Here is a 23,501-nt window from a genome sequence, read left to right as displayed (position 1 = left end):
GCGGGCTCCCCCGCCGCCCGCACCGGGGGTCACAGGCCGAGCAGCCGCAACGGCACGGCGTTCGCCATCGCCTGGTTGCCGGCGTCGTTCGGGTGGATGTGATCCCCCGAGTCGTACGCGGGCAGCAGCCGGCTGGGCTGCGCCGGGTCGCGCAGCACCTGGTCGAAGTCCAGCAGCCCGTCGAACTCGGTGCTGCTTCGCAGGTACGCGTTCACCGCCTGCCGGGTCGCCTCCTTCTCCGGCGTCCACACGCCCGGGTTGCCGTGGCCCTCGTACGGGGTGAGGGTGGCCACGAGGCTGCGCAGCCCGCGCGCCTTCACCTGCTGGTTGATCTGCCGCAGCGAGGCGATGACCGCGTCGGCGGAGTCGCCCGACATCCAGATGTCGTTGATTCCCAGGTGGGTGATCACCGTCCGGGCGTCGGTCTGGGCGAACACGTCCTCGTCGAGCCGGGCCAGCGCGTTCGGCCCCAGCTCGTGGTAGCCGGGGAAGCCGCCGGCGCCCGGCTCCGGGCCCTCGTGGTTGAGCCGGTTGCCGGCGAGGCTGGCGTTCAGCACGCCCGGGGTGCGGACGTCGGGGCGGGCGTCGATGAGCCGGTCGGCGAGCAGGTCCGGCCAGCGCTTGTTGGCGTTGACGGTGCTGCCGTTGCCGTCGGCGATCGAGTCACCGAAGACCACCACCGAGCCGGGGCTGTGCCGGCGTTGCACGTCGATGCCGGACAGGAAGAACCAGCAGCAGTTCGGCCGGATGGTGAAGCCGGCGCCGTCGGCGGCCGACGTGAGGTCGGTGGCGCCGATGAAGTTGGTCTGCCGGGACTGACCGTGGAAGGTCACCGGGCCGGTCGGGGTCGGGAAGTGGACGGTGAGCACCAGGTCCTGCTGATCCCCGATCGGGAAGGCGACCGGGTCGCTGAGCAGCTCGGCGCCGCGGTTCATGGTCGCCGAGGTGGCGCCGCCGAAGGTCAGCTCGCGCAGCGTCGCGGGGTCGATGTCGGACACGTCGTCGGGGGTGCCGGTGTTCGGGCGGGCGATGGTCGCGCGGCCGACCTTGACGGCCTGCTCGCCGTACATGTTGCTGAGCCGGACCCGCAGGACCGGCCCACCGACGGTGGTGTGCACGACCATGCGGACGCTCTGGTTGTTGAGGCCGGTGTTGGTCAGGCCGGTCGCGTTGCCGCGGGTTACCGCGGTCGCCCAACTGGCCGCCCAGGTCGTCCGGCCGCGCTCCGTCCCGGCGGACGGACCGGCGCTGGCCACCACGGCGGGGGTGCCCGCCACCAGCAGCGCCGCCGCGGCGGTGACGACATGCCATCTCTTCGGGGTCGACATTGAACCTCCATCGTCGGCAGCCCAGAACCCCGTCCGTCGACGGCGTTCACCTGGGCGATGGTCCGGAACCTAGCCGCCGCCGCTGACGGGCGTCAATCGACCTGATCGACGTGATCAAATGTCCCGCCGGGGCCCGCCGGAGGCCCCTTCGGCTCCTGTCCGTCCTCGCCCGGTCACCCTAGGCTGCGGGTGGCGGCGCGGTCGCCGCAGCCGCGCACGCCGTTTCCGCACCACGCGGCGTGCGAGGATGGGGGCGTCCGGATGACCGACCGACCACAGCCGGGGTACGTGCACCGCGCACTGGACCTGTTCGCCGGGTACGGCGACCGCGAGGCCCTCGTCGGCGGCGGGCGCCGGCTCACCTACACCGACGTGCACGCCGCGGTACGCGGGTTCGCCGCCATGCTGGTCCGGCACGGCGTACGCCCCGGCGACGCGGTGCTCGTGTCGCTCGGCAACCCGGTCGAGGCACCGCTGGTCCAACTCGCCCTGCACCTGCTGGGCTGCCGGACGATGTGGGTCGCCCCGGTCACCTCCCGCCGGGAGATCGACGAGTTCGTCCGGCTGGCCCGCCCCGACGCCCTCGTCCACGACCCCCGCGACCCGGCGAACGTGGGCGGCGAGCTGGCCGCCGGGCTGGCGGGCGTACCCGTGCTGGGCCTCGGCGTCGACCTGAACCTGACGGCCGGCCCCGACGCGTCCGCGCTTCCCGTCGACGTGCCGGTGCCGGAGTCGTTCCTCCAGACCTCCGGCACCACCGGCACCCCGAAACTGGTGCACCACCGGGAGAGCTTCTACGCGCAGATCCTCGCCCTCGCCGCCGACTTCCGGGCCGCCGGGTTCCCGCTGCTGCGGCACCTGTCGTACTCGCCGATGTGGCTGGCCAGCGGCCAGATCACGACACTGTTCAACCTGTTCACCGGCGGCGTGCTGTTCCCGCGGGACGGGTGGGACGCGACGGCGTTCGTCCGCACCGTCCCGGCCGAGCGGATCACCTCCACCTTCGTCACCCCGCCGATGCTGTACGAGGTGCTCGACCACCCCGACCTGCCCGGCGCCGACTTCTCGTCGATGTTCATGTTCAACGTGGGCGCCGGGCCCGCCGCCCCCGCCCGGCTGCGGCAGGCGATCGCGCGCTTCGGCCCGGTGCTGCGCATCGTGTACGGCCTCAGCGAGGCGGTCGTCGTCAGCGCCCAGCAGGGGCTCACCGAGGACCCGGCCCATCCGGAGCGGCTGCGCTCGTGCGGGAAGCCGTACGGCGACGTACGGATCGAGATCCGGGCCGAGGACGGCACGGTGCTGCCCACCGGTGTGGACGGCGAGGTGTGGGTGCACACGGCGCTGCGCTTCGCCGGCTACCACGGGCAGCCCGAGCTGACCGCCGACACGCTGGTCGACGGCTGGGTCCGCACCCGCGACATCGGGCACCTCGACGCCGACGGCTACCTCTACCTGGTCGACCGCCTCCAGGACCGGATCCTCACCCGGCAGCGCAGCTGGCCGATCTACTCCCGGCCGATCGAGGACGCGCTCGCCGCGCACCCCGCCGTCCGCGCCGCCGCGGTGATCGGCGTGCCCGACGAGGTGGCCGGCGAACTGCCGTACGCGTACGTCGTGCCCGCGCCCGGCGCGGCGGTGACCGGCGCCGAGCTGATCGACCTGGTCACCGCGACGCTCAGCGACACCTGGGCGCCGGGTGGCGTGGCGTTCGTCGACGCGCTGCCGCTGAACCGGTCGAACAAGGTGGACAAGCGGGCGCTGCGCGCCCGGTACGCGGCGGAGCACCCGTCGGCCGTCGAGCATCCGGAGGCCTCGATCGGCAGCCGCGCGTGACCGCCCGGCGGGAGCTGGTCGCCCTAGTCGGCGCCGACCTGCTGTCCAACCTGGGCAGCCGGATCTCGGTCGTCGCCATCCCCTGGCTGGTGCTGGAGACGACCGGCAGCCCGACGAAGATGGGGCTGGTCGCGGCGGCCGAGACGCTGCCGTATCTGCTCTCCAGCGCGCTCGGGCCGCCGCTGGCCGACCGGATCGGGCTGCGCCGCACGTCGATCCTCGCGGACGTGGGCAGCGCCGGCCTGATGGTGGCCGTGGCACTCACCCCCTGGATCGGCTTCGGCGCCCTGGTCGCCCTGGTCGCCGTGGTGGGCACGCTGCGCGGCGTCGGCGACCGGATCAAGCACGTCATGTTCCGCCCGGTCGCCGAGGCCGCCGGGGTGAAGCTGATCCGGCTGACCTCGGTCTACGACGGGCTGGGCCGGGTGGTCACCCTGCTCGGGGCCGGCCTGGGCGGGCTGCTCATCTGGTGGTTCGGGGTGACCTGGGCGATCCTCATCGACGCGGCGAGCTTCGCCGTCTGCGCGCTGATCGTGGCGGCGCTGGTCCGCCCGCCGGCACCGGCCGGCGCCCCGGCCACCGCCACCCAGGGCTACCTACGGGCGCTCGGCGGCGGCTTCCGCTACCTCGGGCGGGACCACACGCTGCTCGGCATGCTGCTGGTGATCTCGGCACTCAACATGGTGGTGAACGCGAGCATCGCCGTGTACATCCCGCTGTGGGTGGCCGACGTGCTGGGCACCCCGGCCGGGCTGGGGCTGGTGCTCGGGGCGTTCTCGGCCGGCGCGCTGCTGGGGAACCTCCTGTTCACCGCGCTCGGTTCCCGGCTGCGCCGCGACCTGACGTTCGCGGTCGGTGCGGCCGTCAGCGGCCCACCCCGGCTGCTGGTGCTGGCGCTCAGCGACGACCTGTCGGTGGTGCTCGCCGTGACGTTCGTGTCCGGCATCGGCATCGCCGTGGTCAACCCGCTGCTCGGGGTGGCGCTGTACGAGCGGCCCCCGGCCGACCTGCAGACCCGGGTGATCGGGCTGGCCGGTTCGCTGGCGTTCGCCGGGCTGCCGCTGGGCGCTCTGCTCGGCGGCTGGTCGGTCACCGCCCTGGGCCTCGGGCCGGCGCTGATGGCGGCGGCGCTGTTCACGCTCGTCGTCACGGCCGTGCCCCTGGCGACCGCGCTCCGCCCGCAACCCCGCCCCGCGCCTGCCGAGGTGTGAGGAGTCGGCCACCCGCGTCCAGTTACGCCAGTCCCCCTGGCGGTGTCTTGTGGCCAACACCGCGAACGAGAGAGGGACAGCATGACGGAGAACATCAAGGTGCGGCGCGGCGGTGCACTCTTCGTGCAGAAGGCGAGGGGTTATCGGCCGCGTGTGGATGGGCGGCTGCTAGCGGTTACCTCGGCGCGCAGGGCCGCCGTAAAGATGGACACGGTTGTCGACATCGCAGTCCGGTTCGCCGCTCAGAAACCGGTCGTGTGCAACATCGCCGTTGCTCACATGGAGCACCCAGTCCTCGTAGTACCAGCTGGGGTCGCACGCGCAGTCGGTGAACCGGAACCGGAAGTTGGCTCTATACCTGCCGACCTGCCCGTGCGTGAGGGTGAACAGCTGAGTCGACACTCCCGTCCGGGGAAACGCCGCCCCGCCGGGCAGGCGCTCGACGGTTACCGCCGAGCCGTCGAAGGTGAGCCACAGAGCGAGGCTGCGGGCGATGCTCACGCCGCCGGCCAGTACGTCGGCGCGTCGTGCGTAGCTGGCGGCCTCATCAGCCAGGACGTCATGGACCACAACATCGCCTGTTGGCAACGGCGCAGTAAGTATCAACGGGCGGTTGAGTCCTCGACGGGCGTCGGCCTGTGGCGCACCGCGCCCAGTCGCGCTCCATCGCACGCGCACCCGCTGGATGACGATCACGCCCAGACCATGGCTCACGGGCTGCACGTCGCGCCAGCCGATATCCGCTTATGCGGCGATCCGATCGTTACAGATCGTTACGGTGGCAGGCGCCGCTAAGCGCACGATCATGCCGATGACAGGGTGTCCTGGCGCGCGTACGTTGACGCCATGGCGACCCACTGGACCCTGGGGTGCGATGCCGACGATCCCCAGCGGATCGCTGCTTTCTGGGCGCTTGCTCTCGGCTATGTCAGGGAACCTGGTTTCGATGAGCCTGACAACGCGTCCATCGTCGACCCAGATGGCAGGGGGCCCGCCATTGGTTTCCTGAAGGTGCCTGAGGGGAGAGTTCGTGAACCAAGAGACGACGATCCCGAATCGGTGCGGCGACACAACCGGCTGCACTTCGACATTCGGGTCGGGGCCGAGAACCACCCTGAGGTGGTCGCGAAGCTGATCGCTCGTGGTGCGATGAAGCTGTGGGATGGCCGGCAGGGGCCACATACATGGGTCACGATGGCCGACCCGGAAGGCAACGAATTCTGCGTCGCCTGATCCTCGGGCTTCCTCGATTCAACAATCCCTGAAATCGCGCTTGCCGGACCGGAGACTGTCGGATTCCGCACCCGGATCTCGCGATGGCGAACTGCACCGGTTGACTGCGAAGCCGGCATGTGCGGCACTCAGTCGAGGCAGAACTCGTTGCCTTCGATGTCCTGCAGCGTGTAGCACGACTCGTTTTCCTCATCGGCATGCTGCAGCAGCACAGGTGTCGCGCCGAGCGCGATCAGCCGTGCGCCTTCGGCCTCAAGTACGGCCAGACGCTCGGCGCCCACGAGCCCGGCGCCGGTCCGCACATCGAGATGCAGCCGATTTTTTACGACTTTGCCTTCTGGGACGCGCTGAAAGAACAGTCGCGGGCCGACGCCGGTGGGGTCGATGCAGGCCGACCATGCGTCCCGCTGCTCGGACGGCAGGGCGAGGTTGTAGTCCTCCCAGCTGGCAAACCCCTTCGGTGGTGGCGGCAAGACGTACCCCAACACCTCGCACCAGAATCGAGCGACGCGCCCAGGCTCCTTGCAGTCGAAAGTGACCTGGAACTTCTTGATCGACTTCATGGCTTCACCCTAAAGCAGGCTCTTCCGCCGCCATAGGCCGCCCCGAGACCAATACCGATCGGTACTTGGTTTCCGAAGGCCGCCCTGACCAACTCGGGCAAGATGTCCTTTTCTTTCCATATGCCCCGAGGGCAAGTCCGCCAAGAATCGGATGCATGTTGACGTCCGGGTGGCGGGCCCGGGCCCCTGCGACATGGCCGAGCGCGCACGACTGATCCGGCAGAAGGTGCCCGAGTTGGTGGACGCCGGCGCGACGGTGGTCCGCGAGGAGTGGTACGGCGACGCCTTGGGACACGTCGTCATGCAGGACCCCGAGGGCAACGAGTTCTGCGTCGCCTGATTGCCGTGATGGAGTGCGAGTTCGAGGGCGTGGTGTGGGATTGGCGAGGGCCGTCGCCGTACCACTTCGTGACGGTCCCGCGCGAGTGGGCCGACGTAGTGCGCCAGTTGGCGTCGGGGGTCACCTATGGCTGGGGCATGGTGCCCGTCGAGGTTCGGCTCGGGCGGAGCCGATGGCGGACCGCGTTGTTCCCCAAGGACGGCGGTTACGTGCTCCCGCTGCGGGACTCGGTGCGCAACAAAGAGGAGATCGAACTCAACGACGTCGTGCACGTCCGCCTGGTCGTCCGTGCGGGATAACACTCCCGCCGATCGTCCCGCCACGGAGTCAGCTGCCCGCCGCTCAGCGGAACCCGCAACTGCCGTCGATCGGGCGTCACGTTCGGTAAGTGACCGCAGCGCCGAGACCGTCCGGTCGTGCCGATGACAGGGTGGCTACTGTAGTGCGCATGCTGATTGAGCGGCGTGCGGCGGCAGCTTGGACTCCGACTCAGCGCGCTTCGAGGACGAAGAAGATGAAGGAGAGAAACGCCGTGCGGTCCACGAGGTTTGGAGGCAGGAGCTCGCGCGGAGTATCGGGAGACATGGGGGGCTCGCTGATGACCGAGATTCGGAAGCCCGCGTCGGTGAACGCATCCGTCATCGCGTGCAGCGGCCGGTGCCAGTAGGTTAGCTCTGTGCGGTGCCCGTCGAACGTGCACTCCTCCGACCAGCGCGCGAGGGCGAAGTAGTCGCCGTCCGGGTTCACTACCTCGTAGGCGATCGGGTGTTTCACCGACAGGAGGAGGCGGCCGCCTGGCCTCAAGACCCGGCGCAGCTCAGCCAGGGGCGCAGTCCAGTCCTTCAGGTAGTGCAGGACCAGGGACGCTACGACGTCGTCGAACGCAGCGTCGGCGAAGGGCAGCGGCTCGCTGAGGTCGGCCACCAGCAGCGTGGCATCCTCACCCAGCCGCCGTTCGGCCAGCTTGACCATCGCGGGGCTGGAGTCGAAACCAGTAACGATGGCCCCTCGCTCGCGAAGAGCTGCGGACAAGGGACCTGAACCGCAGCCGGCATCGAGGATCCGTCGACCGTTCACGTCCCCGGCGAGTTTGATCATCGCGGGCCGCTCGTAGTAGCCGTTCATCAGGTTGGATTCGTTAGCCGCGGAGTAGCGCTCGGCGAAACTGTCGTAGTGGTCGGCCTTCACCAGGCTGTCTCCTAAGCATGCTCCAAGGTCGAGCGCACGATCCTGCCATGGAAGCCGACGTACCTCTACCCCGGCCGCAGGCGGCGCAGTCGGACGCGCTCATGCCGGGAACCCGCGTCAAGGAGCACGGGGGTGACTGCGGGGGACGTGCGGATGACAGTGCACCCGCCGGCGCGCGGCTGCGGAGGCGGGCGCGATCAGCACAGCGGTGAGCGGTACAGCGCTTCGACGTACCTGATCTCGTCGTGGACTCGCAGCCGCCCGACCTGCTCAGCCAGCCGTATCCCACCTTCGGCCGTGAGCGCCGCCGCGAGTTCGGCGGTAAAGACCGGCCCCCTGGCAGAGAGGCCCGGTGGTTCTTCACCTGCGCGATGCCGTGGGCCACACTCTTTTGCCGCGAAGCGCTCGTCACCCAAGTGCCGTCGGCGCCGGTCGCTGGAATACGAATGTGCCGATGATCGGGCGTCCAGAGAGAATCGGGCATGCCCCACGCCACGATCGCAACGGTGACGATGAAGACACACATGCCCTCCGAGGTCGCCCGATTCTGGCGAGACCTCCTCGGCTATCGGCTCGCACCGAACCACAGCAACTCAGTACTGCTGGTCAGCGATGACGGGCCGGCCCTGCTGATCCAGCCTTCTGTCGAGCAGGTCGAGCCCGGCGCGATCCACCTGGATCTTCGCCCGGAGGATCAAGCGGCCTGTGTGGCGCGTGCGGTCCAATTGGGCGCCGCGCACGTCGGCATCGGGCAGACCGGTGATGAAGGCTGGGTGGTCATGGTGGACCCTGGCGGCAACTTGTTCTGCGTCCTCCAGTCGCGAGCGGACTACCTCCACTCACTCGCGGAGGACCCCGGGACCCCCACCCGGGTCGGGTGACCAAGCGCTCGCTCATGCCGCTGACCGCGTGCATGAGGGCATCCCGGTGGCCCAGCGCCCCGGGCTGAGTAGTCACTCGGTGCAACAGCGGCGGTCACCTGGTCAGCGGGGCGTTCGCACCCCGGGGGGGCCGGCAGCCCCTTCTGCTGAGCTGACCGCTCCGATGTCAGCCAGGCGGCCGCGGGTGGGCGCGGAGGAAGTCCACCACCTGCCGCGCGAAGCCGGCGCTGAGGACCGGCAGGTGGCTGCCGCCCGCGACGGTCCAGAGTTCGACGTGCCCACCCGGCCGGCAACCCGCCGCGTAGGCCAGGGTCCGGGTCTCCGCCACGTCGGGACGCCGGGGTGTCGACTCATCCGTGACGACCAGGTCACGGGCCGGGCCCGGCTGTCCGGGCACGGCGCACCCGTTACGGCGGGCCCAGTCCTCCACCGTTCGCACCGCCCCCGGGTATCCGCCGCCCATCTCGCCACCCTCGTACCGCACGGACGTGTCGGCGTCGCCGTGAACCTGCAGCACCGCCACCGGTCGGGCCGGGCGGCAGTCCGCCGCCGTCAGCGGCCCGGCGCCGGCGATGCTGACCACGGCCGCCACCAGGTCGGCGTGGTCGCACGCCATCCGGTGGGCCATGAAGCCCCCGTTGGAGAAGCCGACCACGAAGATCCGCCCGGGATCGACGGTGTAGTGCCGGCGGACCTCCTCGACGATCCCGCGCAGGTACGCCGAGTCGTCCACACCGGTGCCGTCCCGGTCACAACAGGCGGCGAAGGCGTTCCAGAAGTGCTGGCCTCGGCGGTCGCGCCGCCCCTCGGGCCGCGCGTACAGCATTCCCTCGGCCTCCGCGACCGGCCCGAGAGCGAGGTAGTTCTCGTCCTGGTCCGGGCTACCGCCGAACCCGTGCAGCATGATCAGCAGCGGTGCCGGCCGGCCCGGGTGGTACCCCGGTGGTACGGCCATCCGCACCGGCCGGTCGCCGCCGATCGCGGGTCCGGTCGGCGTGGCGACGCTCGCGGGAGCGGCCGGCGGCGTCGCGGTCCCGGCCGGCGCCGCCGGTGGGCCGGAGCAGGCGGCCAGCACGGTGGCGCTGACCAACAGCGGCAACAGCCGCGCTGAACCCCGCATCGGCGCATGTTAGCCGCGCGAGACCCGGGCGGCCCATCCTCCGAGCAGGTGCCCCCGCTCGACGGCCGGCGAGGAGCCCGCGCGGCTGGTTCGGGCGCGTATGGTCAGGCGCATGGCCACCTGGGACGACGTGCGCCGGATCGCGCTGGCCCTGCCGGAGACGACCGAGGCGCCCTCGTACGACGGGTTGCCCGCCTGGAAGGTGCGGGGCAAGGCCTTCGTGTGGGAACGGCCGCTGCGCCGGGCGGACCTCGACGCGCTCGGCGACGACGCGCCGGAGGGGCCGATCCTCGGGGCACAGGTCCCGGACGTGGGCGCCAAGGAGGCCCTGCTCGCCGACGACCCGACCGTCTACTTCACCACCCCGCACTTCGACGGGTACCCGGCCGTCCTGGTCCGGCTGGACCGCATCGGTGTCGCCGAGCTGACCGAGCTGATCGTGGAGGCCTGGTACGTCCGCGCCCCGAAACGCCTGGCCGCCGCCCACCGTGCCGCCGGTCCCACACCGTCCTGACGTGCCCCTCCGCTAACCTCGACCCGTGGCACTCGCGGGGGTCCCGGTGGCGGGGCTGGTCTTCGACATGGACGGGACGCTGATCGAGTCGCACGCCGCGGTCCCCGCCGCGTACCGGGCGGCGGTCGTCGCCGGCGGCGGTCGCGAGCACACCGACGAGGAGATCATCGGCGGGTACTCGATCGGTTCTCCGGCTGACCTGCTCACCGCATTGCTCGGCCGGCCCGCGACCGCCGCCGACCTCGCCCGGTACCACGACGAACTCGCCTCGGTCGCCGACCGGGTGACCGTCTACGACGGGGTGGCGGCCCTGCTGGCGGAGGCCGCCCGGCGGGTGCCGGTGGGCCTGTTCACCGGCGCGAGCCACGCCGCCGCGGAGATCCTGCTCGACCGCACCGGCCTGGCGGGGCACTTCACGGTCGTCCTCGGCGGTGACGAGGTCGACCGGCCCAAGCCGGACCCGGCGGGTGTGCTGCTCGCCTGCCGGCGGCTCGGCGTCGAACCGGGGCGGAGCGCGTACGTCGGTGACTCGCCGCTGGACCTGCGGGCCGCCCGGTCCGCGGGTGCCCGGTCCGTCGCGGCGGGGTGGGGCCACCAGTACGACCCGTCGGTCCCCACCGACCTGACCGCCGCCCACCCCCGCGACCTGCTGGCCCTGCTGCCCTGACACTCCCGTCAGCTGGAAGGCCTGGATCGAAGATGGCCATTCTCGATCCAGACTCGCGAACCTAGACCCCGATCGCGCCGATCGCCTCTTCCGGTGTCGTCACGTGACGTACGCCGGGCACGGGGGTGCCGGTGGCGTCGACGATCCGCCAGCCGCCGAGCGCCACCACGGGAATGCTGCCACGGCGCATCGCCAGCGCCACCTCGCTCACCGTCCCCCAGGAGCCGCCGACGGCGATCACCGCGTCCGCGCTCCACACCAGGATCGCGTTGCGGGCCTGCCCCATGTTGGTGACGACCGTGGCGCTGACGTCGGCGGCCGGCCCGGGGGCGGTACCGTCGTCGGGGCGTACGCCGATCACCAGGCCGCCGCGGGAGCGCGCGCCGGCGGCGACCGCGGCCATCACCCCGCCACCGCCTCCGCAGAGGACGGTCACGCCGCCCTCGGCGAGCAGCTCCCCCACCCGGCGGGCGTGCGCCAGCTCGACGTCGGTCGCCGCCGCCGGCCCGCACACCGCCACCTGAACCACGGACCCATCATGCCGCCACGGCTGTTATCGAGGGGCCCTTCCGTGCGCTAGCGTCCCGGCATGACATCGACGTTGACCGAGGCGACGGATCCGTACTGTCTGCGGGAGGGCGAGAGCGCAGCGCTGCTGCGCGGGCACCCGTGGCGGCGCTTCGCGGTGCTCGGCGACAGCGTGGCCGAGGGGCTGTGCGAGCCGGTCGACGGCTATCCGGACGTGCAGTGGGCCGATCGGATCGCCGCCGAGCTGCGTGCCGCCGCGCCTCAGCTCGCGTACCTCAACCTCGGCCTGCGCGGGTTGCGGGCGCACGAGGTCCGGGCCACCCAGCTCGGCCCCGCGCTGGACTTTCGGCCCGATCTCGCGCTGGTCGTGTGCGGTGGCAACGACGCGTTCCGGCCCGCGTACGACGCCGACGCGGTGGACGGTGAGTTGGCCGCGATGGTCGAGGCGTTGCGGGGGGCCGGGGCGGACGTCATCACGGTGGGCATGTTCGACGTGTCGCACAGCCCCGCCGTGCCGGAGCAGCACCGCGCCGGCCTCGGCCGGCGGATGCGCCGCCTGGCCGCGCACACCCGCGCCCTGGCGGGGCGCCTGGGCACGATCCACGTGCACCTGACCGACCACCCGCTGACCGCCGACCCGTCGATCTACAGCGGCGACGGCCGCCACGGCAGCGCCCGCAGCGACGCGATAGCCGCGGCGGAGACGATCCGCCGCCTGTCGCACCACCTCCGCCCCGGACCTCCCCCGCCCAGCAGGGTTGATCATGAGGTTGGCGGGGCGACACGCCGTACCGGAGCCCGCTAACCTCATGATCAACCCGGGTGGAGGGGCGTCAGTCCACCACCAGGAGGCCGGAGAGGAGGACGCCGCGGGCCAGGTTGAGCACCCCGTCGCAGCCGGGGAAGCCGGTGCGGATGCAGGCGCCGGCCGGCCGGCGGCCGAACAGGTACGGCGCGACGCTGTACGGCACGTCCGCGGAGACCGTCTCCCCGGTCTCGATGTGCACGAAGTCGAGCGGCACGTCGTCGGCCTTGACGTAGCTCTGCAGGACGAACCCGCCCCGCGCGGCGAACCGGCCCACCCCGTCGCGCCAGGTGTCGGCGTCGGTTTCGCGGCCGATCAGCACGTCCACCCCGGCGGAGCCGTCGGCGGGCTTGGCCACCAGGTCGTGCCGGTCGGCCACCGCCCGGTCCACCAGGTCCGACGTGAGGCTCCAGGTGCGCGGCACGTAGCGGTGGACCAGGTCCCGGTCCGCCGCCGGCAGGTCGTCGGCGTCGTCCCAGAGCCACGCGAACACCTGCTTGTTCGCGATCAGCCAGGCCGCGGCCGACACCCACATCGGTACGCTGCCCGCCCGCACCGCCGCCTCCAGGGCGTCCACGCCGGCGCTCGGGGTCACCCGGTTGGGCACGAAGAGCCGGAACACCCCGTCGACCGGGGCGCCCCGCGCGACCAGCCGGCCCGAGGAGTCCCGCGTCACCTGCGACACCGGTGTGATGACCAGGTCCAGCCCGTGCACGGCGGCCCGCTCCACCACCGGCGACAGGAGCCGGAAGAACCGCTCCGGGTCGTCCAGCCCCGGGTACTCGGCGTCGAAGTCGATGAGCATCGCCACCCGGGCCCCGTCGGGCAGGGCCAGGCCGGAGCGGATGGCGGCGAACCGCAGGTCGACGGCCGAGGGGGCCGGTTCCAGCCGGGCGCGGTCGGTGAGCCCACGCCGCCGGTAGACGTCGACGAACCGCCGGACGGTCGTGTCGGCGTCGAACGCGCCGCCGAGGCTGCTGTCGATGTTGTACTCGACCACCCGCGGCACCCCGTCGCTGAGCAGCACGTCGGGCCGGAACGCGGCCAGCAGCCGGTCGCTCAGCGGCTCGGCGTCGTCGAGGAGCCGGGTCTCGCCGTCGGGGACGCCGAGCAGCCGGCGCAGTTCCCCCGCCGTGCCGGCCCGCCGCCGGCCGGCCTCGAACAGGAGCTGGGCCAGCCGGTCGCAGATCGCGTTGAGCACGCCGAGGGTGGTCTCGTCCATCACCGGCGGGCGGGCCAACCGCCACTGCTTGTTGTACGTGGCCCGGCCGTCGAAGATCTCCCGCCAGGATCCGGCCCCGGCGGCCACCAGGTCGGCCCGCAGGTCGGCGGGCAGGTCCAGCCACGCCTGCGCGGCGGACGGCCAGCGGTAGTCGACGTCGGTCATGTGTCATCCGTCCTTCATGACGTGTTGGATGGCGGATCGCAGGTGCTCGCGGCCCGGCTGCACGGCCCGGTCCAGCGCCGGGGCGAAGGGCAGCACCGCCCCGTCGGGGCGGGTGACCCGCCGTGGGGGCGCGTCCAACCGGACCCGCTCGACCACCGTGGCGATGACCTCCCCGGCGATGCCGCAGGACCGGTTGGAGTCGTCGACGACCACCAGCCGCCCGGTGCGGGACACCGACGCGAGCAGGCCGTCCCAGTCGAACGGGTACAGCGTGCGCGGGTCGAACACCTCCACCGACACCTGGTCGGCCAGGTCGTCGGCGACCGCCAGGGCGTCGTGCACCAGGTGCCCGACGGCGACCACGGTGACGTCGTCGCCGGGCCGGCGTACGACGCCCCGACCGAGGGGCACCGGCTGCAACGAAGCGGCGTCCACGTCCGCCCGGACCTCCATCGCCCCGGCCGGGGCGAACACCACCACCGGGTCGTCGCAGCGGATCGCCGACACCAGCAGCCCGTACGCGTCCGCCGGGGTGGCCGGCACCACGGTGGTCACCCCGACGTGGGCGAACAGGCTGTACGGGTGGTCGGAGTGCTGCCCCGCCCACCCGGTACGCGACCCCGAGCCGGGCACCAGGTAGGTGACCGGCACGGCGCACTGCCCGCCGGTCATCAGCGGGAACTTGTGCGCGTGGTTGACGATCTGCTCGAAGACCAGGAACAGCAGCGACGGGATCTGGAACTCCACCACCGGTCGCGCCCCGGCGAGGGCCGCGCCGGTCGCGAAGCTGGTGAACGCCTGCTCCGACAGCGGGGTGTCGCGGACCCGCTCGGGACCGAAGCGCTTCAGCAGCCCGGCGGTGACGTTCGACGCGGCGACCCGGATGTCCTCCCCGAGCAGGAAGACCTCCTCGTCGCGGGCCAACTCGTCGGCCAGCGCCCGGTTGAGCGCCTTGCGGTACGACAGCCTCGGCATCTACCCACCTCCGGCGCGGGCGGTGAGCCCGCTGGCGTACAGGTGCTCCAACGCGCCGGCCGGGTCGGGCTCGGGGCCGGCCAGGGCGAACGCCACCGCGGCGTCCAGCTCCGCCTCCACCGACGCGTCCACCTCGGCGCGCCGGTCGGGGGGCAGCCGGGAGCCGGCGATGTCCACCGGGTCCCGGGACCGGCCCCGGGCCACCTCCTCCGGCGGTCGGTAGTCGAGGCGTACCGCGTGCTCGAAGGTGTGGTGGGCGTCGAAGCGGTAGGTACGGGCCTCGAGGAACTCGGGGCCGCCCGCGGCGCGCATGCGGGCGACGGCGGCCGCGGTGGCGGCCCGGACCGCCTCCGGGTCCTGACCGTCCACCACGGACGCCGGGATCCCGAACGCCTCGGCCCGGCCGGTGATGCTGCCGGCCACCGCGCCGGCCACCGGCATCGTGGTGGCGTAGCCGTTGTTCTCGCAGACGAACAGCACCGGCACCTGCCACAGCGCGGCCAGGTTGAACGCCTCCAGCAGCATGCCCTCGTTGACCGCGCCGTCGCCGAGGAAGCTGACCCCGACCAGGTCCTCGCCGCGGCGGCGACGCGCCCAGACGGCGCCGGTGACGATCGCGCCGCCGGCACCGACGATGGCGTTCGCGCCGAGCACGCCGACGGCGAAGTCGGCGGCGTGCATGGACCCGCCCCGGCCCCGGTTGAGGCCGGTGGCGCGGCCGCACAGCTCCGCCATCATCCGGGCCGGGTCGGCACCCTTGGCGAGCACGTGCCCGTGCCCGCGGTGGGTGCCGGCCACCACGTCGCCGGGGCGCAGCGCCGCGCACACCCCGGCGGCGACGCCCTCCTGACCCAGGTACGGGTGGATGCCCCCGACGACGTGGCCGGAGCGGACGAGCTCGATCGCCCGCTCCTCGAACCGGCGGATCAGCCGCACGGTCCGGTAGAGCCGGACCGGGTCGGTCACGCGGACCCCTTGATCACCGTCAGGATGTCGTCCCAGAGGCGAGCCCGGGCGGCCAGGGCGGTGTTGACGGTGTCGGCGCACTCCTGCCACTTCGCGTCGTCGTCGCCGCACAGGTCGGCGAGCATCTGCATCGCCATCGGGGTGTGCTGCTCGCCGTCGACCTCGATGTGCCGCTCCAGGTAGTCGACGAACCTGTGCAGCCGGTGCGTCCGCTCGTTGACGGCGACGACCTGGGTGAACATCTCGGGGATCAGGTCCTCCCGCCCGAACGCGAACGCGGCGGCCTGGCAGTGCACCGGGGTCGTCTCGATGATCCGCCAGGTGGTGGCGGCGAACGCCGCCGAGGGGCCGGGCACCCCGGCCTCCACCAGCGCCTCGGTGACGGGGCGGCCGGCGCGCAGCAGGTCGACCAGCCGCTCCACCGGCCCGGTGTCGGCGCCGGCCTCCCGCATGCCCTGCACGTACAGCTCGAAGTGGCTGATGTAGCCGTCGCCCAACTCGTCGCTCTCCTCCACCATGACGATGTCGTTGATGAGGCGGCGGCTGCCGGTGGGGCCGGTCGGGATCCACGGCACCGTCACGCAGGTGAGCTGCCGCTGCAGGGACTTCAGCAGGGACATGAAGTCCCACACCGCGAAGACGTGGTGCTCCATGAAGGTGACGAGGGCCTCGTGGGTGTCCAGGTTGGCGTAGAGCGGGTGCCGCACCACCACGTCCCGGCTGGCGGTCACCGCCTTCTCCAGCCGCTCGATGCCCGGGTGCGTCTTCCCCCAGTCGTAGCGTGACATGACTCAGCCTCCCTGCTGGGCGCGGTGGCGCCAGATGACCGGGCAGTATTCGGGGTCCGCGTAGTCCGGCCGCCCGTCGTGGGTGCGGCGGACCAGCACGTCGTGGTTGTACGCGGCGAGGGTGCCGTCGGAGAGCGGGTACGCCCGCCACGCGTTGTCGCCGTCCTGCAGGTGCAGCGAGACGGCCTGCCGGGGCCGTCCGCTGACGTTCGCACCGCTGCCGTGGTAGGTGCGGCAGTGGTGAAAGCTCATGTGTCCCTTGGGGATCACCATGGGGATCTTGCGGATCTCGGCGCCGTTGTAGGCGGCGTTCTCGGCGAGCATCTCCTCCAGCTGGTCGCGGTCGCGCTCGGCGAAGTGCCGCACCACCGTGTCGTCAGCGCCGATCTCCCGCCAGCGGTGCGAGCCGTCGACCATCGTGATCGTGCCCATCTCCTGCCCGCAGTCGTGGAAGGGGATGAACGCGGTGAGCATCCGCTCCGACGACGAGGACGCCCAGTAGTGCTTGTCGAAGTGCCAGGGCACGATGTTGGACGGCTCACCGTCGATGGGTGGCTTGTAGATCAGCGTGGACTGGAACACCCGGATCTCGTCGGCCTGCGCCAGCCGGGCGGCGACCGCCCCGATCAGCGGCTTGCGCAGGATCGCCCCGAGGCCGTCGTGTTCGTGGTGGACGTAGTCGTTGTGCCGCTGCACCGGCCCCTTCGCCGGGTCCCAGTAGGCGAGCTTCGGCGGCCGGACCGGCAGGCGGCGGTCCCGCTCCCCGCCGTAGTACCGGTCGGCGGCCGCGGCGAGGGCGTCCACCTCGTCGTCGGTGAGCAGCTTCTTCGACAGGTACCAGCCGTGCTCGGCGTAGAACGCCACGTCCTCGTCGGACGGGAGCAGCGCCTCCTCCTCGGCGGTCAGCGTCGGGTCGAACTCGGTCGTGGTCATGCCGTCACCCCCTGGGCTGTGGCGGCCGCGACGGCGGGGGTCGCCCCCGCCGCGGCCAGCTCCCGTTCCTTGGCCTCGTAGAGCGCCTTGATGTTGCCGCTGCCGAACGTCCGCGCCCCGCGCCGCTCGATCAGTTCGAGGAAGAGCGTGCGGCGCACGTGCATGGATTCGGTGAAGATCTGCAGCAGCTGGCCGCCGTGGTCGCGGTCGACCAGCACGCCCAGTTCGCGCAGCCGCTCCAGCGGCGCGTCGACCCGGCCCACCCGGGCCTCCAGGGCGTCGTAGTAGCTGCCCGGGGTGCCGGCGAAGCGCACCCCGCGCCGGCGCAGCGTCTCCACCGCGCCGACGATGTCGTCGGTGCGCAGCCCGAGGTGCTGCACCCCGGCGCCGGTGTGCTGGTCGAGGAACGCGTCGATCTGCCCGGCCCGCCGGGCGGTGTCCGGTTCCAGCAGCACCAGCGTCACCCGCTCCGACGGGCTCTGCACCACCGTCGAGTTCATCGCCTGGCCGGCGACCTCGATGTACTCGTGGAAGATCTCGGCAAAGCCGAACACCTCCCGGTACCGCCGGACCGTCCCGGCGAGCTGCCCCGCCGGCACGCACACCGCCAGGTGGTCGATCTCGGCGAGCAGTTCCTCGCCGGCGTCGTCCTCCGGCGGCAGCATCTCGACCAGGCCCGGCAGGAACTCCCGCCGGTCCCCGCGCCGCTCGACCAGCCGGTGCACCACGTCGCCGAAGCCGTCCACCTCGGCGACGACGACCTCGGCGTCCGCGCCGGTGACGGTGGTCGGCGGCAGCACGCCGGTCGCGCCCCGGGCCAGCAGCTCGGCGTACGCCCCGACGGCGTCGTCGACCTCCAGCGCCACCACCGCGATGCCGTCGCCGTGCCGCTGCACGTACCGCGACGCCGGGTGCTCGGCGGTCAGCCCGGAGGTGAGCACCATCCGGATGTCGGCGTGCCGCAGCAGCAGCGACCGCTGCCCGGCCAGCCCGGTCTCCGGGCCGCCCTGGCCGCAGAGGTGGAGCCCCACCGCCCGGCCGAAGTAGAAGGCGGCCTGCCGGGCGTCCCCCACGTAGAGTTCGATGTGGTCTATCCCACGGATGTCCATGTCCCAGCCCTTCGCACAGTTCCCCCCGTGACTGCCGTACGGGCGTTCCCCGCCCGCTGATTCGTGTGCCGTCACCGCCGCGGCCGGGCGGCCCGCGCGAGCAGGAGGCTCACGTTCTGGCCGCCGAAGCCGAAGGAGTTGGTGAGCGCGTACCCGCTCTCGGTCGCCCGGGGCTCCTTGCGGATGTGGTCGGCCGGGCAGGCCGGATCCGGGTCGTCGAGGTTCCAGGTGGGCGGTAGCAGGCCCCGCCCGAGCGCCAGCGCCGTGGCCGCCGCCTCCAGCGCGCCGGAGGCGCCGAGCAGATGGCCGGTGAGCGCCTTGGTGGAGCTGACCGGCACGCCGTGCTCACCGAAGACCTCGGCCAGCGCCGTGGTCTCGGCGACGTCGCCCAGCTTGGTGCCGGTGCCGTGCGCGTTGACGTAGCCGACCTGCGCCGCCGGCACCCCGCCGCCGGCCAGCGCCCGCCGCATGCACTCCGCCGCGCCGGCGCCGTCCGGCCGCGGCGCGGTCGGGTGGTACGCGTCGGTCGTCACGCCGTAGCCGGCGACCTCGGCGTACCCGCTCGCGCCGCGCGCCGCGGCGTGCTCGGCGCTCTCCAGCACCAGCAGCGCCGCCCCCTCGGCGAGCACGAACCCGTTACGGCGGGTGTCGAACGGGCGGCTCGCGGCCGCCGGGTCGTCCCAGCCCCGGGCGAGTGCCCGGGCGTTGCCGAAGGTGTCGGCGAACGTCGGGAACAGCGGCGCCTCGCTGGCCCCGCAGAGCACCACGTCGGCCTCGCCGGCCCGGATCAGCCGCACCCCGTCGGCGACGGCCTGCGCGCCGGAGGCGCAGGCGGTGCCGACCGACGAGCTGTACCCGCGGATGCCGTACCGGATGGCGATCCGCGCCGACGGCATGTTCGGCAGGATCCCGGTCAGCAGGTACGGGTTGACGGCGGCCCGGCCCCGGGCGGCCCGGGCGAGCACCTGGGCCTCCAGGGTGGCCATCCCGCCGACCCCGCCGACGATCACCGCCGTCCGCTCCGGGGCGACGTCCCGGCCCACCTCGATGCCGGCGTCGGCGAGCGCGTCGGCGGCGGTGAGCAGGGCCAGCACCACGATCCGGTCGAGCACCTTCGTGTCCGGCCCGGACGACACCGTCCTCGGGTCGATGTCGGGCAGCACCCCGGCGACCTCCAGCGAGCCCTCCGCCGGGTGCCCCTCGGGCGGCCGGACCAGGCCGGAGCGGCCGGTGCACAGGGCGTCGAAGGTGGCCTCCACGCCGCGTCCCACCGGTGTGAACAGGCCCATCCCGGTGATGACCGCGGTCACGGCAGCTCCTCGGTTCGCGACTGCGGGGCTCGCAACCCCGGCTCACTCCTCGCGCTCACGAGGCCGCCTCGCTGAGGTAGCGCTCCCGCAGGGCGACCTTGCGGACCTTGCCGGTGACGGTGACCGGGATGTCGTCGGAGCGGACCGGCACCACCCGGCGCAGGGTCGCGCCGACGTCGGCGCCGAGCGCGGCCCGGACCCGCTCGGTGCGGTCCTCGGCCCCGTCCGCGCCGGCCGCCAGTTCCAGCAGCACGTCGGTGACGACCCGCCCGTCCTCGGCGACGATGACCACCGTGCAGTCGGTGACGTCGGGGCAGGCGGCGAGGATCCGCTCCTCCGACAGCGCGGTGTAGAAGCGCTTCCCGTCGCCGGCGTCGACCGAGTCCACCGCGCGGTCCAGGTGGTAGTAGCGGCCGTCGGCGTCGGCGTACACCAGGTCGCCGGTCAGGTACCAGCCGCGCTGCCGGAACCGGTACGTGGTCGCCGAGTCGTTCCAGTACCCGCGGAACAGCGACGGCGAGTCGATGCCCAGCCAGCCCACCTCGCCGGTGGGCACCGGGTCGCCGTTCGCGTCCAGCACCGCGACCTTCGTGAAGTGGTACGGGCGGCCGATGCACCGGCCGTACCGGTCGGTGTCGCGGGTGTGGGTGACGTGGAACATCGAGTGCCCCATCTCGGACGAGCCGAGGCCGTCGATGAACACCGACCCCGGCACCCGGGTGACGCCCGCGCGGGTCATCACGTCCCGCGAGCCGACCGCCACCAGGCGGCGGATGTGCGGCTCGTGCGACGAGTCGCCGGTGTTGAACCACAGCCGCACCGACTCCAGGTCGTACCCGGACAGGTCGAACCGGGCCAGCTCCGCCCACGTGACGGAGAAGCCGAACACCCCGTCCGGGCGCCAGCGCTGGATCGCGTCGAGCACCCGCTCACCGCCCTGGTCGGACAGGAGGAACATCTCCGCCCGGTTGCCGAGGGCCTGGTTGACCATGAGCACGGTGGCGGTGTGCGGGGCGGGCAGCGCGTTGAGGATCCGGCTGGTGCCCTGCGCCTGTGGCATGGAGAGCAGGTGCCGCGTCGCGGCGAACAGGCTGGCGTGCGAGTGCAGCACCGCCTTCGGCACTCCGGTGGTGCCGGAGGTGTGGGTGACGACGACCGGGTCGTCGGCATGGTGCCGGTAGTGGGCGGGCGCCGCCGCCGGGTCGCCGGTGCCGGCGTCGGCGGGCGTGCCGAGCACCGGCACGCCGAGGTCGTGCCCGGCGAGCAGCGCGGTGTGCACGTCGTCGGCGAGCACCGCGACGCCGCGCAGCCGGCGGATGTACTCGGCGGCGATCTCCGGCCGCAGCCGGCCGTTCATCAGCGCCGGGATGGCGCCGAGCCGGGTCAGCGCGAGGTAGCTCAGCACCATGTCGGCGGCGGCGGTGGCCCACACGGCCACCGGATCCCGCGGGCCGATCCCGCGCTCGTGCAGCCACGCGGCGCGGGCCGCGACCCGCTCGTCGAGCCGCCCCAGAGTCAGTGGCGTCTCGGCGGGGTGCCCGTCCACCGCGGTGTCGAACGTCAGGCCCGGCCCGTCCGGGTCGGCGCCGTGCGCCAGCACCCGGCCCAGGACGTTGCCCGCGCCGATCAGCTCGTCGGCGGCGAGCACGCCGCGTAGTCCTCTGGTCCTCATGATTCTCCTCCCCCCAGCAACATCGCGACGGCTGAGTCCGCACCGCCGTCCGATGCCGTCTCGATCAGGACCAGCAACGCCGCGTCGGCGTCGCCGTCGTGCAGCAGCAGGTCGGCCTCGGCGAGCCCGGCGGCACGCGGGTCGCCGGCCGGCGCGAGGCAGACCACCGGCCCGCCCAGCCCCCAGCGGGCGGCCACGTGCCCGGCCACGCTGTTCGGCACCGACTGGAAGAAGAACAACGGTCCGGGCCGCCCGCCGCCGGCCACGGTGGCGCGCACGTGACCGGCGCTGGCCTCGTCGCCGGTCGCGCTGACCAGCACCACCGCGGTCCGCTCGCCGTCCGGCGCCGGTGCCCGCCCGTACGCCCGGGTCAGGCACCGGTCCGCGACGGCCGCGACCAGCGGGTTGAACGCCGAGTGGACGAACCCCGGCAGCGGCGGCGGCGCGCCGTCCCCGGGCTCGGGCCAGGCCGCCTCGGCGCGCACGGCCGGCGCGGGACGTGTCGTCCCGCCGGGCACCGGCGCCGCACCGGCCCCGCGGCCGGTCGCTCCGGTCATGCGGCACCCACCAGCAGGGCGGTGTTGGCGCCGCCGAAGGCGGCGTTGAGGGTGAGCGCGTACCGGGTGGCGGCCGGGCGTGGCGCGTCCCGGATGACGTCCAGCGGGCAGTCCGGGTCGGGACCGAGCCAGCCGGCGTTGACCGGTAGCTTGCCGTGCCGCACCGCCAGCACGGTCACCACCAGCTCCAGCAGCCCGGAGGCCTCCAGGGCGTGCCCGTGCAGGGCTTTGGTGGAGCTGACCGGTGTCCCTTCCGCCGCCGGGCCCAGCGCGGCCCGCAGCGCCGCCGCCTCCGCGGCGTCGCTGTACCCGGTGCCGGTGGCGTTGGCGTTGACGTATCCGATGTCGTCGGCCGACAGCCCCGCCCGGTTCAGCGCGGCGGTGACCGCGCGGGCCAGGCCGCGCCCGGTCGGCTCCGGCTGGCACGGGTGGAAGGCGTCACCGGCGCGGCCCCAGCCGAGCAGGTCCGCCACCGGTCGCCGGGCCACGTCGGCGCGTTCCAGGACGACCGCCGCGACGCCGTCGCCGAGCAGGAGCCCGGTGCGTCCGGCACTGAACGGGCGGACCGCCGTGTCGGTGGCGAGGGCCCGGCCGGCGTCGAAGAGCGCGTACTGGTCGGGCTCGACCAGGTAGCCCGCGGCGACCACGGCCCGGTCGACGTCGCCGCGCCGGATCAGCGCCGCCGCGTCGGCCACCGCGCTGGTCGCCGACACGCAGGCCGTGGTGTACGTCCGCACGTCCGGGAACCCGGTGGCGGTGGCGAGGTCGGTCGCCAGCGCCGGCACGTCCGCCCCGCCGTGCACCGCGAGCAGCAGGGCCGCCCCGGCACGCCGGCCGGTGTCGAGCCCGGCGGACCGGCACGCCGTCTCCACCGCCTCGGCCAGTTCGTCGGCGAGGTCGCCGGCGTCGGGCAGCGTGGCGGCGGCGTCGACCCGGCGCGGCCCGGTGTCGAACCGGCGTACCGGGCGGAACGCGGGGACGCCCGCGAGCACGCCGGCCAACTGCGCTTCGGCGCCCCTGCCGAGGGCGCTGGTGGCGTGCACGGCGGTGATCCGGACGTGGGCCGGCTCAGCCATCGGCGGCGACGGTCAGGGAGGTCCGGAAGACCGCCAGGGCGTCGTCGACGGTGCGGATCCCGGCGAGCTGGTCGTCGGTGAGGTCGAGCCGCCGGTCGTAGCGCTGCTCGACCAGGTGCACGAGCCAGGCCAGCTCCATCGAGCCGATACGCTCGGGCACGTCGGTGGCCGGTCGGCCGGTGAGTTCGGCGAGCATGGTCACCAGGTCAGCTCGCCCCAGGTCGGGCTGACCGGCCATCAGGACTGGTCGCTCGTCGCCCCGGCGACCCGGTCGGCGACCATCGTGGTGAACTCGCCGACCGTCATCAGGGCCAGCTTCTCCGACTCGTCGTCGGCGAACTTCAGCCCGTACCGGTCCTCGACCCGGACGGCCAGGTCGGCGAGGGCGAGGGACTCCAGGTCCACCCCGGACGGGCCGAGGGTGGTGTCGTCGTCGATGTCCTCCACGTCGTAGTTCATGTCGGCGAGCTGCTCGATGACGAAGGCGCGGACCTCGGTCCTCATGGTTAACCTCTCT

27 protein-coding genes are annotated in these 23,501 nt (G+C 73.0%); 9 read left to right on the top strand and 18 right to left on the bottom strand.

The genetic code is table 11. The features are described 5' to 3' along the window. Nucleotides 1-29 precede the first annotated feature (29 nt). Entirely contained in the window at nt 30-1,328 is a 1,299-nt protein-coding gene (locus tag AB0873_RS25970; protein ID WP_366602823.1) for an SGNH/GDSL hydrolase family protein, read from the bottom strand. A gap of 261 nt (nt 1,329-1,589) precedes the next feature. Here AB0873_RS25970 and AB0873_RS25965 point away from each other — a divergent pair, with 261 nt between their 5' ends. Next, nucleotides 1,590-3,161, top strand: coding sequence for an AMP-binding protein (locus AB0873_RS25965; RefSeq protein ID WP_366602821.1), 1,572 nt, complete (start codon nt 1,590-1,592; stop codon nt 3,159-3,161). Then, nucleotides 3,158-4,372, top strand: a complete 1,215-nt coding sequence (locus AB0873_RS25960; protein WP_366602819.1) for an MFS transporter — start codon at nt 3,158-3,160, stop codon at nt 4,370-4,372. Before AB0873_RS25965 ends, AB0873_RS25960 begins: the two co-directional genes overlap by 4 nt. A gap of 168 nt (nt 4,373-4,540) precedes the next feature. Here the strand turns inward: AB0873_RS25960 and AB0873_RS25955 are convergent, their stop codons facing one another. Next, a complete protein-coding gene (locus AB0873_RS25955) occupies nt 4,541-5,068 on the bottom strand; it encodes a hypothetical protein (RefSeq protein WP_366602817.1) in 528 nt (175 codons plus the stop codon). A 150-nt stretch (nt 5,069-5,218) separates the two neighbouring features. Between AB0873_RS25955 and AB0873_RS25950 the strand changes: the two genes are divergently transcribed. Beyond that, a complete protein-coding gene (locus AB0873_RS25950; RefSeq protein WP_155331027.1) occupies nt 5,219-5,605 on the top strand; it encodes a VOC family protein in 387 nt (128 codons plus the stop codon). A 128-nt stretch (nt 5,606-5,733) separates the two neighbouring features. On the opposite strand, the gene AB0873_RS25945 is transcribed toward AB0873_RS25950, so the two are convergent. Further along, entirely contained in the window at nt 5,734-6,168 is a 435-nt protein-coding gene (locus tag AB0873_RS25945) for a VOC family protein (RefSeq protein WP_155331028.1), read from the bottom strand. Between the two features lie 118 nt (nt 6,169-6,286). Between AB0873_RS25945 and AB0873_RS25940 the strand changes: the two genes are divergently transcribed. Together AB0873_RS25940 and AB0873_RS25935 are read left to right on the top strand one after the other, a co-directional pair. After that, nucleotides 6,287-6,508: a VOC family protein gene (locus tag AB0873_RS25940; protein ID WP_366602853.1), complete on the top strand. Its 222-nt coding sequence runs from the start codon at nt 6,287-6,289 to the stop codon at nt 6,506-6,508. An 8-nt stretch (nt 6,509-6,516) separates the two neighbouring features. Beyond that, nucleotides 6,517-6,807, top strand: a complete 291-nt coding sequence (locus AB0873_RS25935) for a DUF1905 domain-containing protein (protein WP_155334109.1) — start codon at nt 6,517-6,519, stop codon at nt 6,805-6,807. A gap of 190 nt (nt 6,808-6,997) precedes the next feature. Here AB0873_RS25935 and AB0873_RS25930 read toward each other — a convergent pair whose 3' ends face one another. Beyond that, entirely contained in the window at nt 6,998-7,696 is a 699-nt protein-coding gene (locus AB0873_RS25930; RefSeq protein WP_155331030.1) for a methyltransferase domain-containing protein, read from the bottom strand. A gap of 512 nt (nt 7,697-8,208) precedes the next feature. Between AB0873_RS25930 and AB0873_RS25925 the strand changes: the two genes are divergently transcribed. Then, entirely contained in the window at nt 8,209-8,577 is a 369-nt protein-coding gene (locus AB0873_RS25925; RefSeq protein WP_366602851.1) for a VOC family protein, read from the top strand. 166 nt (nt 8,578-8,743) lie between these two features. Here the strand turns inward: AB0873_RS25925 and AB0873_RS25920 are convergent, their stop codons facing one another. After that, nucleotides 8,744-9,697, bottom strand: coding sequence for an alpha/beta fold hydrolase (locus AB0873_RS25920; protein WP_366602814.1), 954 nt, complete (start codon nt 9,695-9,697; stop codon nt 8,744-8,746). 112 nt (nt 9,698-9,809) lie between these two features. Here AB0873_RS25920 and AB0873_RS25915 point away from each other — a divergent pair, with 112 nt between their 5' ends. Together AB0873_RS25915 and AB0873_RS25910 are read left to right on the top strand one after the other, a co-directional pair. Next, the gene (locus AB0873_RS25915; protein WP_366602813.1) at nt 9,810-10,211 is read left to right on the top strand and encodes an MmcQ/YjbR family DNA-binding protein; all 402 of its coding nucleotides are present in this window, start codon (nt 9,810-9,812) and stop codon (nt 10,209-10,211) included. 25 nt (nt 10,212-10,236) lie between these two features. Then, entirely contained in the window at nt 10,237-10,878 is a 642-nt protein-coding gene (locus AB0873_RS25910) for an HAD family hydrolase (protein WP_366602811.1), read from the top strand. Between the two features lie 61 nt (nt 10,879-10,939). On the opposite strand, the gene AB0873_RS25905 is transcribed toward AB0873_RS25910, so the two are convergent. Further along, nucleotides 10,940-11,407: a dethiobiotin synthetase gene (locus AB0873_RS25905; protein WP_366602809.1), complete on the bottom strand. Its 468-nt coding sequence runs from the start codon at nt 11,405-11,407 to the stop codon at nt 10,940-10,942. Between the two features lie 60 nt (nt 11,408-11,467). Here AB0873_RS25905 and AB0873_RS25900 point away from each other — a divergent pair, with 60 nt between their 5' ends. Next, nucleotides 11,468-12,211, top strand: coding sequence for an SGNH/GDSL hydrolase family protein (locus AB0873_RS25900; protein WP_366602807.1), 744 nt, complete (start codon nt 11,468-11,470; stop codon nt 12,209-12,211). Nucleotides 12,212-12,239: 28 nt separating this feature from the next. Here AB0873_RS25900 and AB0873_RS25895 read toward each other — a convergent pair whose 3' ends face one another. The 12 genes from AB0873_RS25895 to AB0873_RS25840 form a co-directional block, all read right to left on the bottom strand. Beyond that, a complete protein-coding gene (locus AB0873_RS25895) occupies nt 12,240-13,598 on the bottom strand; it encodes a hypothetical protein (protein ID WP_366602805.1) in 1,359 nt (452 codons plus the stop codon). 3 nt (nt 13,599-13,601) lie between these two features. Then, on the bottom strand, nt 13,602-14,573 hold the full coding sequence (locus tag AB0873_RS25890; RefSeq protein ID WP_366602803.1) for a transketolase C-terminal domain-containing protein: 972 nt from the start codon (nt 14,571-14,573) through the stop codon (nt 13,602-13,604). After that, nucleotides 14,574-15,575: a thiamine pyrophosphate-dependent dehydrogenase E1 component subunit alpha gene (locus AB0873_RS25885; RefSeq protein ID WP_155334201.1), complete on the bottom strand. Its 1,002-nt coding sequence runs from the start codon at nt 15,573-15,575 to the stop codon at nt 14,574-14,576. After that, the gene (locus AB0873_RS25880) at nt 15,536-16,327 is read right to left on the bottom strand and encodes a DUF3050 domain-containing protein (RefSeq protein WP_366602801.1); all 792 of its coding nucleotides are present in this window, start codon (nt 16,325-16,327) and stop codon (nt 15,536-15,538) included. Before AB0873_RS25880 ends, AB0873_RS25885 begins: the two co-directional genes overlap by 40 nt. Nucleotides 16,328-16,330: 3 nt before the next feature. Beyond that, complete coding sequence (locus tag AB0873_RS25875) at nt 16,331-17,260, bottom strand: phytanoyl-CoA dioxygenase family protein (protein ID WP_366602799.1); 930 nt, start codon at nt 17,258-17,260, stop codon at nt 16,331-16,333. Beyond that, nucleotides 17,257-18,369: a 4-hydroxyphenylpyruvate dioxygenase gene (hppD, locus tag AB0873_RS25870; protein WP_366602797.1), complete on the bottom strand. Its 1,113-nt coding sequence runs from the start codon at nt 18,367-18,369 to the stop codon at nt 17,257-17,259. Before hppD ends, AB0873_RS25875 begins: the two co-directional genes overlap by 4 nt. Nucleotides 18,370-18,440: 71 nt before the next feature. Then, nucleotides 18,441-19,679, bottom strand: a complete 1,239-nt coding sequence (locus AB0873_RS25865; protein WP_155331903.1) for a beta-ketoacyl-[acyl-carrier-protein] synthase family protein — start codon at nt 19,677-19,679, stop codon at nt 18,441-18,443. A gap of 55 nt (nt 19,680-19,734) precedes the next feature. Continuing rightward, nucleotides 19,735-21,351, bottom strand: a complete 1,617-nt coding sequence (locus tag AB0873_RS25860; RefSeq protein WP_366602795.1) for a class I adenylate-forming enzyme family protein — start codon at nt 21,349-21,351, stop codon at nt 19,735-19,737. Then, entirely contained in the window at nt 21,348-21,908 is a 561-nt protein-coding gene (locus AB0873_RS25855) for a beta-ketoacyl synthase chain length factor (RefSeq protein WP_366602793.1), read from the bottom strand. The genes AB0873_RS25860 and AB0873_RS25855 overlap by 4 nt, the downstream gene beginning before the upstream one ends. Beyond that, entirely contained in the window at nt 21,905-22,984 is a 1,080-nt protein-coding gene (locus tag AB0873_RS25850; RefSeq protein ID WP_366602791.1) for a beta-ketoacyl synthase N-terminal-like domain-containing protein, read from the bottom strand. The genes AB0873_RS25855 and AB0873_RS25850 overlap by 4 nt, the downstream gene beginning before the upstream one ends. Then, the gene (locus AB0873_RS25845; RefSeq protein WP_155331900.1) at nt 22,977-23,222 is read right to left on the bottom strand and encodes an acyl carrier protein; all 246 of its coding nucleotides are present in this window, start codon (nt 23,220-23,222) and stop codon (nt 22,977-22,979) included. The genes AB0873_RS25850 and AB0873_RS25845 overlap by 8 nt, the downstream gene beginning before the upstream one ends. After that, nucleotides 23,222-23,488, bottom strand: coding sequence for an acyl carrier protein (locus tag AB0873_RS25840; protein WP_155331899.1), 267 nt, complete (start codon nt 23,486-23,488; stop codon nt 23,222-23,224). Before AB0873_RS25840 ends, AB0873_RS25845 begins: the two co-directional genes overlap by 1 nt. Nucleotides 23,489-23,501 lie beyond the last annotated feature (13 nt).

The sequence above is a fragment of the Micromonospora sp. NPDC047707 genome, assembly GCF_040704235.1.
Taxonomy (GTDB): Bacteria; Actinomycetota; Actinomycetes; order Mycobacteriales; family Micromonosporaceae; genus Micromonospora.
This window is presented reverse-complemented; position numbering and strand designations above follow the sequence as displayed.